The organism is Devosia lucknowensis, from assembly GCF_900177655.1.
Classification (GTDB): domain Bacteria; phylum Pseudomonadota; class Alphaproteobacteria; order Rhizobiales; family Devosiaceae; genus Devosia; species Devosia lucknowensis.
Genome location: NZ_FXWK01000001.1, coordinates 338,560 through 351,707 on the forward strand (window position 1 = coordinate 338,560; position 13,148 = coordinate 351,707).

At 62.5% G+C, this 13,148-nt stretch carries 11 protein-coding genes and 2 tRNA genes; 3 read left to right on the forward strand and 10 right to left on the reverse strand.

Features of this window, described 5'->3' with window-relative positions; translation table 11 throughout:
* The first annotated feature begins 1 nt into the window (after position 1).
* Together CCK88_RS01655 and galU are read left to right on the forward strand one after the other, a co-directional pair.
* The gene (locus CCK88_RS01655; RefSeq protein WP_086468810.1) at positions 2–1,996 is read left to right on the forward strand and encodes a tetratricopeptide repeat protein; all 1,995 of its coding nucleotides are present in this window, start codon (positions 2–4) and stop codon (positions 1,994–1,996) included.
* A 123-nt stretch (positions 1,997–2,119) separates the two neighbouring features.
* Positions 2,120–3,019, forward strand: a complete 900-nt coding sequence (gene galU / locus CCK88_RS01660) for a UTP--glucose-1-phosphate uridylyltransferase GalU (protein WP_086468811.1) — start codon at positions 2,120–2,122, stop codon at positions 3,017–3,019.
* Positions 3,020–3,111: 92 nt separating this feature from the next.
* Here the strand turns inward: galU and CCK88_RS01665 are convergent.
* Positions 3,112–3,188, reverse strand: a tRNA-Pro gene (locus CCK88_RS01665).
* 172 nt (positions 3,189–3,360) lie between these two features.
* Between CCK88_RS01665 and CCK88_RS01670 the strand changes: the two genes are divergently transcribed.
* Positions 3,361–3,435, forward strand: a tRNA-Gln gene (locus CCK88_RS01670).
* Between the two features lie 93 nt (positions 3,436–3,528).
* On the opposite strand, the gene CCK88_RS01675 is transcribed toward CCK88_RS01670, so the two are convergent.
* The 9 genes from CCK88_RS01675 to ectB all read right to left on the reverse strand — a co-directional run bounded on the left by CCK88_RS01675 (position 3,529) and on the right by ectB (position 13,108).
* Entirely contained in the window at positions 3,529–5,700 is a 2,172-nt protein-coding gene (locus CCK88_RS01675) for a mechanosensitive ion channel domain-containing protein (RefSeq protein ID WP_086468812.1), read from the reverse strand.
* A 95-nt stretch (positions 5,701–5,795) separates the two neighbouring features.
* Positions 5,796–6,572 carry an ectoine/hydroxyectoine ABC transporter ATP-binding protein EhuA gene (gene ehuA / locus CCK88_RS01680; protein ID WP_086468813.1) on the reverse strand — a complete coding sequence of 259 codons (777 nt, stop codon included), beginning with the start codon at positions 6,570–6,572 and terminating at the stop codon, positions 5,796–5,798.
* Positions 6,569–7,261, reverse strand: coding sequence for an ectoine/hydroxyectoine ABC transporter permease subunit EhuD (ehuD, locus tag CCK88_RS01685; RefSeq protein ID WP_086468814.1), 693 nt, complete (start codon positions 7,259–7,261; stop codon positions 6,569–6,571). The genes ehuA and ehuD overlap by 4 nt, the downstream gene beginning before the upstream one ends.
* A gap of 3 nt (positions 7,262–7,264) precedes the next feature.
* Positions 7,265–7,939, reverse strand: a complete 675-nt coding sequence (gene ehuC / locus CCK88_RS01690; RefSeq protein ID WP_210189893.1) for an ectoine/hydroxyectoine ABC transporter permease subunit EhuC — start codon at positions 7,937–7,939, stop codon at positions 7,265–7,267.
* 76 nt (positions 7,940–8,015) lie between these two features.
* Complete coding sequence (gene ehuB, locus CCK88_RS01695; protein ID WP_086468815.1) at positions 8,016–8,882, reverse strand: ectoine/hydroxyectoine ABC transporter substrate-binding protein EhuB; 867 nt, start codon at positions 8,880–8,882, stop codon at positions 8,016–8,018.
* Positions 8,883–8,924: 42 nt separating this feature from the next.
* Positions 8,925–10,382, reverse strand: coding sequence for an aspartate kinase (locus tag CCK88_RS01700; protein WP_086468816.1), 1,458 nt, complete (start codon positions 10,380–10,382; stop codon positions 8,925–8,927).
* 67 nt (positions 10,383–10,449) lie between these two features.
* The gene (gene thpD, locus CCK88_RS01705) at positions 10,450–11,379 is read right to left on the reverse strand and encodes an ectoine hydroxylase (protein WP_086468817.1); all 930 of its coding nucleotides are present in this window, start codon (positions 11,377–11,379) and stop codon (positions 10,450–10,452) included.
* A gap of 39 nt (positions 11,380–11,418) precedes the next feature.
* Positions 11,419–11,811, reverse strand: coding sequence for an ectoine synthase (locus CCK88_RS01710; protein WP_086468818.1), 393 nt, complete (start codon positions 11,809–11,811; stop codon positions 11,419–11,421).
* Between the two features lie 10 nt (positions 11,812–11,821).
* Entirely contained in the window at positions 11,822–13,108 is a 1,287-nt protein-coding gene (gene ectB / locus CCK88_RS01715) for a diaminobutyrate--2-oxoglutarate transaminase (protein ID WP_086470760.1), read from the reverse strand.
* Between the last annotated feature and the right edge of the window lie 40 nt (positions 13,109–13,148).

Below are 13,148 nucleotides of genomic sequence, written 5' to 3' on the forward strand. Positions count from 1 at the left end.
CATGACCATCCATGCACGCTGCATAATCGTCGGTCTGTTCGCCGGTCTTTCGATGACCGCTGCGCCATTGGCCCAGCAGGCGACTCCGACCCCGGAACTGTCGCAGGCCGCGCCGCCGGCAGCGAGCCCGGTGGTGGATGAGAGCGCGCTGCGCTATTTCGCGCGGCAGGGCGACGAGCGGCGCCTGCAGGCAGAGATCGCGCGCCTTTCGGCGATCTATCCCGGCTGGGTGCCGCCCGCCGATCCGCTGAACGGCGACACCGGTGTCGACGAGAACCTGCAGCACATGTGGGACCTCTACGGGCAGGGCGACCTTGCCGGCGTGCAGGCCGAGATCGATGCACGCATGGCCGCAACCCCGGATTGGCGTCCGCCGCAGGACCTGCTCGATGCCTTGTCCACCGGTAGCGCAGCGGCCGAAATCCGCGCCGCCGCGACGGTGCAGGACTATGATACGGTGATCCGCGTTGCCGCCAACCACCCCGATATTCTTGTCTGCACCAATGTCGACCTGCTCTGGTCACTGGCCGAGGCCTTCGTCGATACCGGCAGCGAGCCGCGCGCGGTCGATGCCTATAGCTTCGTGCTACAGAACTGCCCGACCGCACCGGAGCGGCTGGCCACGATGCAGAAGGCCCGCACCCTGCTGTCGCCCGCCGACATGGACACGCTGTTCAGCTTCGAGCGCGACGACGAGTTCGCGCCAATCCGTGTCGATCAGGCCCGCCAGTCCGTGGCCGACTACCTCAATGGCGTGTCGCGCCAGGTCGATCCGGATGCGGTGACCCTGATCGAGAGCGCGATCGCTGCCGCGCCCACGACCGACGACCTGCGTCTGCTCGGCTATTACGAACTGCAGGCCAACCGCGCGCGGCAGGCCCGCGACCTGTTCCAGAAGGCGGTGGACATCGACCCCACGCCCGACAGCCTGGGCGCCTTGGCGCGCGCCATGGTGCAACTGCGGCAGCTGACCGAGGCAGAGGAACTTCTGGCCGAACACCGGTTCGAAAGCGACGAATTGCAGGCACAGTATCTGGCCCTGGCCAATTCGCTGCTGGCCGGCAATCCGCCGCGCCGCCTCACGCCCGAAGTGCTCGACCGCATCATCGAGGCGATCAACGATTCCCAGGATGCCGATGCGGCTCAGGCACTCGGCTGGTATGCGTTCAACTTCGGCCAGACGCAGACCGCCGCGCGCTGGTTCCTGAAGGCGCTCGAGTTCAATCCCAACTTCGAGCCCGCGGCCTATGGCCTGCTGGTCTCCAGCCAGAAACTGCAGGATCGCGCCCGGGTGCGCGAGATCATCCGCCAGTGGGGCTCCCTCTCCCCGCGGATCGAACAGTTCGGCAAACCGGGCGCTCCGACCGACGCACCCGTGATCACCACAATTCCCGAGCCGCAGCTGGTACCGATGCGCTATCGCTTCGACCAGGGGCCGCGGCTGATGCTGGTGGCTTCGCAGACCCCCGACCAGCTACGCGCCTACGAACAGTGTGGCCAGTACATTCCGGCCGAGAACTTCAGCGGCGCCCAGGCTCTGGGGCGCGCGTGGTGCCTGATGGATCTCGATCGCGCCACCGAAGCCGAACAGCTTTTCCAGCGTGCCATTCTGGCGCCATCGGAAGCGACGCGCACCGAGGCCTATTATGGACTGACCCTGGCGCTGCTCCGCCTTGGCCTCATCGAGGAAGCGGCGGTGGCCGCATCGGCCATGCCGCAGACGCCGGAGCGCGTGCATGAAATGCAGATCGCCATCCTCGCCGATACGGCGGTGACCTATTACCAGATCGGCCGCTACGACGAGGTGCTGCAACTGCTCGATCAGCGCGCCACCCTCGCCCCCGAACAGAACGACCTCCTGACCATCAGGGCCTGGAGCTACTACCATCTCGGCAGGCTGCGCGAAGCCCGCCAGATCTTCGCCGCTGTTGCTGCCACTGGTTATTCCGAGGCCCAGCGTGGTCTGGATGCGCTTCAGGCGCGCGGGTTCCAATAGTCGATTAACCGACAATCCGGTCTCTTGTTCGCTTTATCTTCAGGCGTGCTAATCAGAGCTCATGGGTAAGTTCGGAAGAACTTGTACCAATTGTTCAAAAATTGATTTGTGCTGGAGACAACTTTGTCGAAGCGAGTGAGAACTGCAGTGTTCCCGGTTGCCGGTCTTGGAACCCGTTTCCTGCCGGCCACGAAGGCCATGCCAAAGGAAATGCTCCCGGTCGTCGACAGGCCGCTGATCCAGTATGCGGTGGACGAAGCGCGCGAAGCCGGCATCGAGCACTTTGTCTTCGTCACCGGTCGCAACAAGGGTGTGATCGAAGACCATTTCGACAAGCAGTTCGAGCTGGAAGCGACCCTTGCCGCCCGCGGCAAGGCCGCTGCGCTGGGTGAACTCAGCCGCGACCTGCCTTCGGCCGGCCGGACCAGCTTCACCCGCCAGCAGGAGCCGCTGGGCCTGGGCCATGCCGTCTGGTGCGCGCGCGATATCGTGGGCGACAACCCCTTCGCGCTGCTGCTGCCTGACATGCTGTTCCAGAGCAAGCCCGGTGTGCTCAAGCAGATGATGGATGCCTATGACGATGTCGGCGGCAATGTCATCGCCGTCGAGGAAGTGCCGATGCAGGATGTGTCGTCCTATGGCGTCGTTGCACGCGGGGCAGGGACCGACCGCAGCTTCGCCATCAGTGGCATGGTCGAAAAGCCCAAGCCTGATATGGCGCCGTCCAATCTGATCATCTCGGGACGATACATTCTCCAGCCGCAGGTCTTCGACCTGATCTCCACCCAGACCAAGGGCGCGGGCGGCGAGATCCAATTGACCGATGCCATGCTCAAGCTTCTCGAAACCCAGCGCTTCACAGGCGTCAAATATGCCGGGCGCAGCTTCGACTGCGGCTCCAAGGTCGGGTTCCTGACCGCCAATATTGCCTTCGCGCTGGACCGCGATGACGTCCGCGACGACTTCCTCACAGCCGTCGACGGCTTGGGCCTCCTGTCCACGCCATCCCGCCGCTCGGCCTGACGGCCTCATCGTCCCGCCCGGCCGGTTCGGATCGGCGGGGCAGGGCTGCATGGCAAACAAAAACCCCGGCCTCGCGAGAAGCCGGGGTTGATTGGTCGGAGTAGAGTGATTCGAACACTCGACCCCCTGCTCCCGAAGCAGGTGCGCTACCAGGCTGCGCTATACTCCGTCAGACACGCGACATTTCGGGAAGTTCCAGGCGGAAATAACTCCGCCCCGTCGCGATGTGGCGGCTTTATAGCTTTGGCGATGGCACTGTTCAAGCGGTTCTCACAACCTTTTATCGCCCGCCAGAGATCGAGTTGCGTGGCGCCAGCGAACCGTGTAGGAACCGCCGCAGTTGGGGTGTCGCCAAGTGGTAAGGCACCGGTTTTTGGTACCGGCATTCCTAGGTTCGAATCCTAGCACCCCAGCCATTTCCCGACACTACTCTGTCCGCCCGCGAATACCTGCGACGATTGCGCTTCAGGACCGCGACGGCGCGAGGACCTTAACGCAACTCGCCAAAATCAGGTCAAAACGGCGCTGTTGCGAACTGAGCCGACGGGGTCCTGCGATTTCGACGTATGCATGGTGACTTGCGGGAACGGGATGACGATGCCGCGCTGGTCGAACACCTGCTTCACGAATTCATTGAACGCGCGTCCTGCCGCCCATTGCGAACCGGGCAGGGTTTTGACCCGGGCCCGGACGACCACGGCCGACTCGAGAAATGCCGTGATGCCGTGCATCTCGAGCGGGCCGAGGACATGGTCGCGATGCTCCGTTTCCATCAGCAGGTCATAGGCGTCCTCGATGGCCTGTTTGGCGACGCCGATATCGGTATCGTAGGCCACGCGAATTTCGGCCAGATGATAGGCGAAGTCCTTGTTGCTGTTCGATACCTGGTCGACCGAGGAGAACGGAATGAGGTGCAGTGTTCCGGACAGGTCACGGATCGATACCGACCGGATGGTCAATCGCTCGACCACGCCGGATTTGCCACCTGCTTCGACGACGTCCCCTTCGTTCATCACGTTTTCGAGCTGGATGAACGCACCGGTGATGATGTCCTGAACGAATTTCTGCGCACCGAAGCCGATGGCCAGCCCGAGAACGCCGGCACCTGCAAGCAGCGGAGCGATGTTGACGCCGATCTGGGCCAGGGCCAGCATGCTGACAAACACCACCAGCGTGATCGTCATGGCATTCTTGAACAGCGACAGCAGCGTCTTTTCGCGCGCCGTCGGGATCGTGCCGTAGTTCGGATTGAGCCGATATTCCACCCAGGACGAGGTGGCCACGTGAATGGCGAAGCCGATGAGGATCACGGCCAGCGCCGAGATGATGGAGCCTGCCGTATGCTGGCCGGCCTCGGAACTGATCCAGCCGACAAAATCGAAGAGCGACCAGGCCTGCGCTGCGGTCAGCAGCACCGCTGCCAAGGCAATGATCCGTACGGTTTGGAGCACCTTTGGGACGAAGGCGTGCAGGCGCCGTTCCAGCAGGGGAAGGCGCTCCTTGACGTCAGATGGAAGGCGCAGCCCGGCATTGACGAAACGGGCGATGAACCCGACAGCGAGGAGCGCCACCACCACCGCGACAATGGTCTGGAGGGTTGCCGCCACGATGAAGGGCAGCGCCTGCGCGGGGTTGGCGAGCCACGCAACGAACAGGGCGCCGAGATAGGTGATGGCCAGAATGTGCCAGTACCGCGCGAGGGGCAGAATGATCTGCGCCAAACCTTCGCGCCGGTTCTTGTCGACGACGGCCGATAAAAGCGCTCGGACCTGATCCTTGTTCTGCAGCACCACTAGGATCCCGATGGTGGTGAGGGTGGCAACGACCAGCACCTCGACGGACGAGGCCAAAACGACCGAGACATTGGTCGCAAGAATGGGCACCACGAAGAGAAACGTGTAGCCCACGAGCGATAGCACGCGGGAAAGCCAGAACGACCAGTAATTGGCGCTCGTATCGCCCATCGGCAGAATGCGGATGGCGGAATGGCGCGGCATCAGCACCGCCCGCATGCCGACCTTGAGCAGTTCCACAAACAGGAAGGCGTTCAGCAGCAGGGGCTGGTTGATGCCCAGTCGCCCACTGCCGCCATTCGCAATCAGCATGGCGACCAGATATCCGGCCGCCCATGCCAGTATGACCGGGATCAGATCGATCACGACCGCGGCCAGCAGGCTGGTGGCTTTCCGCAGCCAGCGCGCGCCGTCGCGTTGATGTGCCGCTTTGCCCGATAACCAGGCGGCCGGAAGCTTGAGCAGCAACAGGACCCCGAAAATCGTGGCGCCGACACGAACAATATCGAATGTCACGCTGCGAAGCTGGTCCGACCCGGTGCCAGACAGACCGCGCGCAACGTCGTCGACCACATCCCCGACCGATTGCACGCTGGCAGAAACGCCCTCGGCGGCGCCGCGGGTGAACTCGGCCACCTGCTGCGCAATGGTCGTGTCCGATGTTTCATCGGCCGAAGAGCGCTCCACCTCCGCAAGGGCATTGGCGCGGACACGGGCCAGCAAAGCGGCGCCTGCAGGGTCCGCCTCGATGATGTCGATCAAGGCGTCGAGGCCCTGTGTCTGCGCCGGCGCTTCGGCTTGGGCCGGCTCCGTCGTGGGTTGCGCCTGTGCGCTGGCCTGGGGAACGAGAATGGCGAATATGACGAGGGCATAGGCCAAGAGGCGCATCGGCGCTCCTTCACGAATACTGAGAGCAGCCCCGCAGACGGCGCCATACGCTCGGACTTGGAATGGAGGCCGGATTCTCCCGGCCTCCAGGGTGATTACTGATCCAGCACGGCCGAGAGGAATTCGCGGGTGCGGTCCTCGCTGGGATCGGTGAACAGTTCCTCGGGCGTGCCCTCTTCGCGGATCTTGCCCCGGTCGAAGAAGCAGACGCGATCGGAAATCTCGCGGGCGAAACGCATTTCGTGGGTCACCAGGAGCATCGTGAGGTCGTGCTCGTCCGCCAGCTTGCCGATGACATTGAGCACTTCGCCGACCAGTTCGGGATCGAGCGCCGAGGTCGGTTCGTCAAACAGCAGGATGCTCGGGCGCATGGCCAGTGCCCTCGCGATACCGACGCGCTGCTTCTGTCCGCCGGACAGCTGACTGGGAAACTTCTGCGCCTGATCGGCGAGGCCGACGAGTTCGAGTAATTCTTCGCCGCGCTGGCGCGCTTCGGCCTTGGAGAGGCCCAGCACCTTGACCGGCGCCTCGGTGATATTGCGCAAGACGCTCATATGCGGAAAGAGGTTGAAGTGCTGGAACACCATGCCGAGCTTGCCGCGCATCTTGCGCAGGTGCTTCTCACTGGCAGGCTTGAGGCTGCCGTCGCCGGAGTTTTCGTGCCAGAGCGGTTCGCCGTCGACGGTGACGCTGCCGCCGTCGATCCCCTCGAGCGTCATCAGGATGCGCAGCACCGTCGACTTGCCCGAGCCCGACGGCCCGATGATCGAAACCTTCTCGCCGCGCTTCACCGAGAAATCGAGTTTGTTGAGAACAGTAAGGTCTCCAAAGCGCTTCTCGACCTTGTCGAACCGAATGATGTCTTCGCTCATTTGAGGGGGATTCCTTGCTTGGGCAGCCACGTATCGAGCAGGCGCACGCCCCCCGACGCGATCAGCGTCAGGATGAGATAGATCGCGCCCACCATGGACAGCGGGATGAGATAGTCGAAGGTCCGGTCACCCACGATCTTGGCGACGTTGAGCATTTCGAGCACCGTCACGACCGAGAGGATCGGGACGTCCTTCATGATCGAGACCAGGTAATTGCCCATGGCCGGAACGATGCGCGGAATGGCTTGGGGTACGATGATATGGGTAAAGGTGCGCCCGGCAGTGAGATTGAGCGCCCGCGCCGCTTCGCGCTGGTCTGCGCCGACGGCTTCCAGCCCGCCCCGATAAACCTCGGCCGTATAGGCACTGTACTGGATGCCCAGCGCCAGGGCGCCGGTCATGAAGGCCGGCAGCACGATGCCGTATTCGGGCAGCACGTAGTAGAGGAAGAACAATTGCACGAGCAGAGGCGTATCGCGGATGAATTCCGTGATCACGCGCGCCGGCCAGGCGATAAAGGGAAAGGGCAGGCCTTTGAGCACCGCCCAGACCAGACCCAAGACCAGGGCGAGGACGAAGCCCAGGCTTGCCGCCTGTATAGTGACCACCAGCCCCGTCAACAGGATCGGCAGGATCGAGATGGCAAAGGCCAGTGGGCTCGAGAGGTCCCATTCGTAACCAAATAGCATGGGTCAGCTCCTCGCCGTGCGCCAGCGGCTCACGCGAATTTCGAGCAGGCGCATCATGGCTGTCAGCACCAGCGCCATGCCGAAATAGGTCAGCAGCAGCATGGAATAGATGGTCGTGCTGTCCTGGGTGAAGTTGCGGATCTGCTCGGCGCGGAAGGCCAGATCACCCAGGCTGATCAGCGAAACCAGCGCCGTGTCCTTGAGATTTTGCACGGCCAGGTTGCCGAAGGATGGCATCATTTCGGGCACGGCCTGCGGAATGGTAACGGTCCACAGCGTCTGGCGCGGCGTGAAATTGAGTGCCCGCGCAGCCTCATGCTGGTCCTTGTGAACGGACTGAATGGCGCCACGCACCACTTCGGCTCCATAGGCCCCGATATTGAGGCTGAGGGCCATGATGCCCGCGACCAGGGGCGGCAGCCGGAGATCGATCCCCATCGCCATGCCGGCGATCGGCAGCGCGAAATAAAGCCAAAACAACTGCACCAGGAGCGACGTCCCGCGAAACACCTCGATATAGGTGATGGCCAGTGCGCGCACGGCTCCATTGCGGCTGATCTTGCCAATGCCTGCGGCAAAGGCCAGGGTCGCGCCGAAAATGGTGGAGAGCACCGTCAACTGTACGGTGACCCAAGCCCCTTCCATGAGGGGGCCGAAATATTCGGTCCAATGCATCATTGGTCCTTTGATTGTTGAAACGCGTCTTGGGCGGGTGCCGGAACACCCGCCCAAGTCAGTTCATGAAGCGGAAGGATCAGCCTGCGTCGCAAAGCTCGTCGGTGCTGCGCGCGATCGAGCCGTCGATATCGGCCTGGGTGAAGCCGTATCCCGAGACGATACCGGACCATTCATCGGTCTGCTTGAATTCGGCCAGAGCGTCATTGACCGCGTCGCGCAACTCTTCGTTGCCGCTGGCGAAGGTAAAACCGCCCCAGCTGCGGACTTCCTCGCCATCGATCACCGGGTCGGTGAACGCGCCGGCCACTTCCACTCCCTCACTCTGACCGGCAAGGCCACTGGCGGTCAGGCTCGTGGCGGCATAGGCATCGGCTCGGCCAGTCGAAACGGTCGAGATCGCATCGGCATTGGCGGCAATGGTCACGAGACGGCTTTCGTCGACACCCAGCTTCTGCATCATTTCCAGCTGATCGGCGCCCGCCATGATGGCGACGCGCAGTTCGGCGTTTTCGGCAAAATCCTCATAGGCATGGATGTCCTTGGGATTGCCTGCGGGCACCAGCAAACCCTCGCCATAGGAAGTGTTGGGCTCCGAGAACAACACCTGCTGGCACCGGTCGGGCAGGATGGCCATCTCTGCTGCCACCATGTCGAAGCGGTCGGCCTGGAGGCCCGGGATCAGCGAGGAGAAATTGGTGGTGACCCACTCGATATTCTCGACGCCGAGCTTTTCCATAATGGCCTTGGCGACATCGGGACCGGCGCCGAGCGCCTCGCCCGAGGGGTCAACGTAGCCATAGGGAATTTCGTTGGCGACGGCGATACGGACCGCGCCGCGCTCCTGGATTTCGGCCAGCGTGGCAGCACTGGCACCGACGCTGGTGGCCAGGCCAAGGGCAAGGCCGGAAACGGCGAATACGGCGGTGCGTGTAAACTTGGTCATGAAATTCTCCTGTTGGTGATCGGATTTGCGATGGAGTGCGGATCAGGCGACCGCGTGCAGCGGCGCCCGCTGCTCGGTTTGCCAATTCTGGATCAGGCCCTTGTGCAGGGCCGTCATGGTGGCGTGAAAATCGCTGGGCTCGACGATGATCTGCAGGTCGACCCTGCGGATCAGGTCGTGCATGCCAAGCGGACGGATGCCGCTTTCGGCCAGAACCCCGATGGCGCGGACGAGCACGGCTGTATCGCCGAGGTCGCGACCGATGGCCGAGACCAGGGACACTTTGCGGACGCTGATTTCGGCGCAGGCAAACTCTTCAGCGAGATCGGATTCGACCCGCTTGATGGCGGTCATCGAGCCCTTGAGGAAATGGGTGATGGTATTGGCGTTCGACGTCTTGGAGATGATCCAGACCTTATGGCGCTTCAGCGCTTCGAGGATTTTGGCGTCGTAGCCTTTCACCCCGACCATGTCAGGGTCATGAAACTCGAACGCATAAACGTTCTCCACGCCGGTGATGATTTCGACGCCCGGCTTGGCTGGCGCAAGGTCGGATCGGATCAACGTCCCGTCGTGGTCGGGTTCAAAGGCATTCTTGACCCGCAAGGGAATGTCGGCCTGACGCAGACTCTTGGCGGCCCGGGGATGAATGGCCTCCATGCCCATGTTGGACAGCTGGTCCGCCACATCGTAATTGGTCTCGCCGATGACCCGCACCGCGTCGGCGCCGACCACGCGCGGGTCGGCCGATGAGAGGTGAAACTCCTTGTGGATGATGGCCTCGCTGGCGCCGGTCACCACCGCTACCCGCGACAGGGTCACTTCGCTATAACCGCGATCATAGGTGCCCATGAGCACTTCGCTGCATTGCGCATAGCCCGTCACGATCGGCAGTTCGCAGCTGAGATCGACATCGGCAAACGCGCTCCGAATGGCCTGATCGAGGGTCTGCTGCCCCTCTTCGCGCCAGCCTGTGAGATCGATCATCCGGGCTCGAACGCCCTTTGTGTTGAGCAGCAGAGACGTATTGAAGGCGGACTGTGCTTCACCCAGCGATGACAGCATTTCGCGGACGGCGAGCAGGTGCTGTTCGAGCTGGAAGTGGCCGAAGGAGCAGAGGCGCGCGAGGTCGATCAGACAGGACCGCACCCCTTCGATGCGTTCACGCACGAAGCGATTGGCGGCCTGGCGCGCACCATCGTCCTGAAAGACAATATCGTTGATGCCATACATCCGGTCGGCGACGCCGGTCAGTGCATCGCCCCAGGCCCAGCCGCCTTCCGCATCCGCAAACAAAGCATACACGCCCGGTTCACCCGATTTCTTGTGCTCGAGCAGAGCGTCGGTGATGCCGGCATAGGCCGAGACGACGAAGATGCGATTGTAGAGTGCATCCCCCTGGCGATCGCCGACAAGAACGGTCTGCATGAGTTCGGCGGTGCGCGACATGGACGTGCCACCGATTTTCTCGACGGTGTGTGAGCCGCTGGACTTGGTCATGAATTCTCCGGTGGCCCCCTGTCGCCAGGGGACCATACGTTTCAGCCTGGATTGTTGAGTGTCCTTGTTAGCCGAGCTTGCCGCTTTCGATGACGAGCGGTTGCTCTGCATCGCGGGAGCTGAGGAAGGCTGGGCGTGGTGCTTTTGCCGCGAAGGGCGAAACTACGCGATTGGACCAGGCATTGTAGACGAAGAAGGCGTTGGACCTTGGAAACGGCGTGATATTGCCGTTCGAGCCATGCAGCGTATTGCAGTCGAACAGAATAACGGTACCTGCGCGACCGGCCGCGTAGTCCACGCCGAATTCCTTCGCCATGCGCGTCAGGCTGTCCTGGGAGGGTACACCCACTTCCTGCTTCTTCAGCGAGGTCTGATGATTGTTTTCGGGCGTCTCGCCGGCACAGGCAACGAATGTATTGTGTGAGCCGGGCATCAGCATCAGCGGGCCGTTCAGCGCGTCATTGTCGGTCAGCAAAACCGAGGCCGAAATGGCGCGCATGCGCGGCATGCCATCTTCGGCGTGCCAGGTCTCAAAGTCGGAATGCCAGTAGAACTCCTTGCCGGTGAAGCCCGGCTTGTAGTTGAGGCGCGACTGATGGAGATAGACATCGTCGTCGAGCAGATAGCTCACGCGCCCGGCAATACGCTTGTCACGAGCCAGCCTGTCGAAGAGCGCATTCTGCTCGTCGAGGCGAAATACCGTCCGCACCTCGTCGGAACCGGGCTCGGTGATGATGTTTTCGGGCTCAAGCCCGGCGTCGCCGGCGCGCATCCTGGCGGATTCGGTCTGCAGAGCCGCGACCTCTGCGGCTGAAAACACCCCGTTGAGCACGAGGAAGCCATTCTTCTCGAAGGCATGGGTTTCTGCGCGGGTCAGTGGCGCCTCGGGCGTCCAGCGTCCCCACACGACGGGGTCCGTGCGCTTGAGCCATTTCTCCTGCGGCAGGCGGGTGGGGTAAAAGTCGGTGATTGGTGTCTGCGTGGCGGCCGTGGTCATGTCGTCGCCTTTCCTGTGTTTTGCTAGCGGTTTGTGGCTTCAGGCGTCTTCGCCGACAGGTGCATAGGACCCGTCTGCGCGGTGCACTTCCTGGCCGGTGACGGGCGGGTTGAAGCAGCAGGCCATCACCATCTCGCTCTTGGCAGACAGGCGATGGCGATCATTGAGATCAAGCGCATACATGACGCCGGGGCGAATCTGATGCACCGTTCCGCTGTCGAGTTCCTCGATCGTGCCTTCGCCGGAAATGCAGAACACGCTCTCGAAATGGTGCTTGTAGTGGAACACATGACTGGTGTTCTCGTGGATACGGGTGATGTGGAAGCTGAAGCCCATGTCATCGCCGGCCAGCAGCAGGCGTGTGCTGTCCCAGCCATTGGCCTGGACCAGCCTGTCGCTTTCGCGGGCGTCTTGCAGATCTCTGACGATCATCGGTGGTCTCCTATTCTGCAGCCGCGCGACGTGAACCCATGACCGCTGCAAAGGCGGCTTCCATGATGTCGAGCCCATCGGCGAACTGGTCTTGGGTTATGGTGAGGGGCGCCAGGACCTTGACCACCTCGTCGAAACTTCCCGAGGTTTCGATGATCAGGCCGTCGTCAAAGCAGCGCTTGCAAACCGCAGCGGCAGCTTCGCCGCTTCGGGCTTCGATACCGAGCATCATGCCGCGTCCCTTGACGCGCAGGCCGTGCTCGTCGGCAATGGTTTCTAGCCGCTGGGCCAGGTAGGCGGCCTTCCGGGCGACATCGGCTTCGAAAGCGCCGTCGGCCCAGAATTTCTCGATGGCCGCCGTCGCCGTCACGAAGGCATGATTATTGCCCCGGAACGTGCCGTTGTGCTCGGCCGGCTTCCAGATGTCGTAACGCGGCTTGATCAGCGCAATCGCCAGCGGCAAGCCCATGCCGGACAGGGACTTGGCCATGGTCACGATATCGGGCTGAAGATCCATGCCGTCGAATGAGAAGAAACCGCCAGTGCGGCCGCAGCCGGCCTGGATATCATCGATGATGAACAGGGCGTCGTGACGGTGCGCAATCGCCTGGATGCGCCGGAGCCACTCGGAGGAGGCTGCGTTGAGCCCGCCTTCGCCCTGGACTGTCTCGACGATGATCGCGGCCGGCAGGTCAATGCCGCTCGAAGGGTCGCTCAGCTGCAAATCCAGCAGTTCAGCGGTGTCGATGTCGGGGCCGAAATAGCCTTCGTAGGCGGCCCGGGTCACGCCGGACAAAGGCGTTGCCGCGCCGTTGCGATGCTTGCCGTTGCCCGTCGCTGCCAGAGCGCCGAGCGTTACGCCATGAAAACCGTTGGTGAAGGATATGACATTGGTGCGCCCGGTCACCTTGCGTGCCAGTTTCAGTGCGGCCTCGACCGCATTGGCACCCGTGGGGCCAGTGAACTGGATATGGTGATCCATGCCGCGCGGCTTGAGGATATGCCGCTCGAAGCTGCGCAGGAACTGCTCCTTGGCCCTGGTGAACATGTCGAGCCCGTGGGCAATGCCATCGGCGGACACATAGTCGATCAGCGCCGCTTTGAGGTCCGGGTCATTGTGGCCGTAGTTGAGGCTCGAGCAGCCCGACAGGAAATCGATGTGAGGCTTGCCGGACGCATCGTAGATGCTGGCGCCTTCGGCCCGGTCGAACAATTTCGGAAAGCTGCGAGAGTAGGAGCGCACCCGGCTCTCGACGCGGTCAAACAGGACAGATGCAGCGATAATGGACGTGGTCATGAGGCCCGTCTCCAAGGTCTATCGAAGGGAATGGGTGAAA

Excerpts from the sequence above, each read along its gene's own strand:
- CCK88_RS01655 (WP_086468810.1), top strand. The coding sequence starts at position 2 with ATGACCATCCATGCACGCTGCATAATCGTCGGTCTGTTCGCCGGTCTT.
- CCK88_RS01675 (WP_086468812.1), bottom strand. The coding sequence starts at position 5,700 with ATGCGCCTCTTGGCCTATGCCCTCGTCATATTCGCCATTCTCGTTCCC.
- ehuA (WP_086468813.1), bottom strand. The coding sequence starts at position 6,572 with ATGAGCGAAGACATCATTCGGTTCGACAAGGTCGAGAAGCGCTTTGGA.
- ehuD (WP_086468814.1), bottom strand. The coding sequence starts at position 7,261 with ATGCTATTTGGTTACGAATGGGACCTCTCGAGCCCACTGGCCTTTGCC.
- ehuC (WP_210189893.1), bottom strand. The coding sequence starts at position 7,939 with ATGATGCATTGGACCGAATATTTCGGCCCCCTCATGGAAGGGGCTTGG.
- ehuB (WP_086468815.1), bottom strand. The coding sequence starts at position 8,882 with ATGACCAAGTTTACACGCACCGCCGTATTCGCCGTTTCCGGCCTTGCC.
- CCK88_RS01700 (WP_086468816.1), bottom strand. The coding sequence starts at position 10,382 with ATGACCAAGTCCAGCGGCTCACACACCGTCGAGAAAATCGGTGGCACG.
- thpD (WP_086468817.1), bottom strand. The coding sequence starts at position 11,379 with ATGACCACGGCCGCCACGCAGACACCAATCACCGACTTTTACCCCACC.
- CCK88_RS01710 (WP_086468818.1), bottom strand. The coding sequence starts at position 11,811 with ATGATCGTCAGAGATCTGCAAGACGCCCGCGAAAGCGACAGGCTGGTC.
- ectB (WP_086470760.1), bottom strand. The coding sequence starts at position 13,108 with ATGACCACGTCCATTATCGCTGCATCTGTCCTGTTTGACCGCGTCGAG.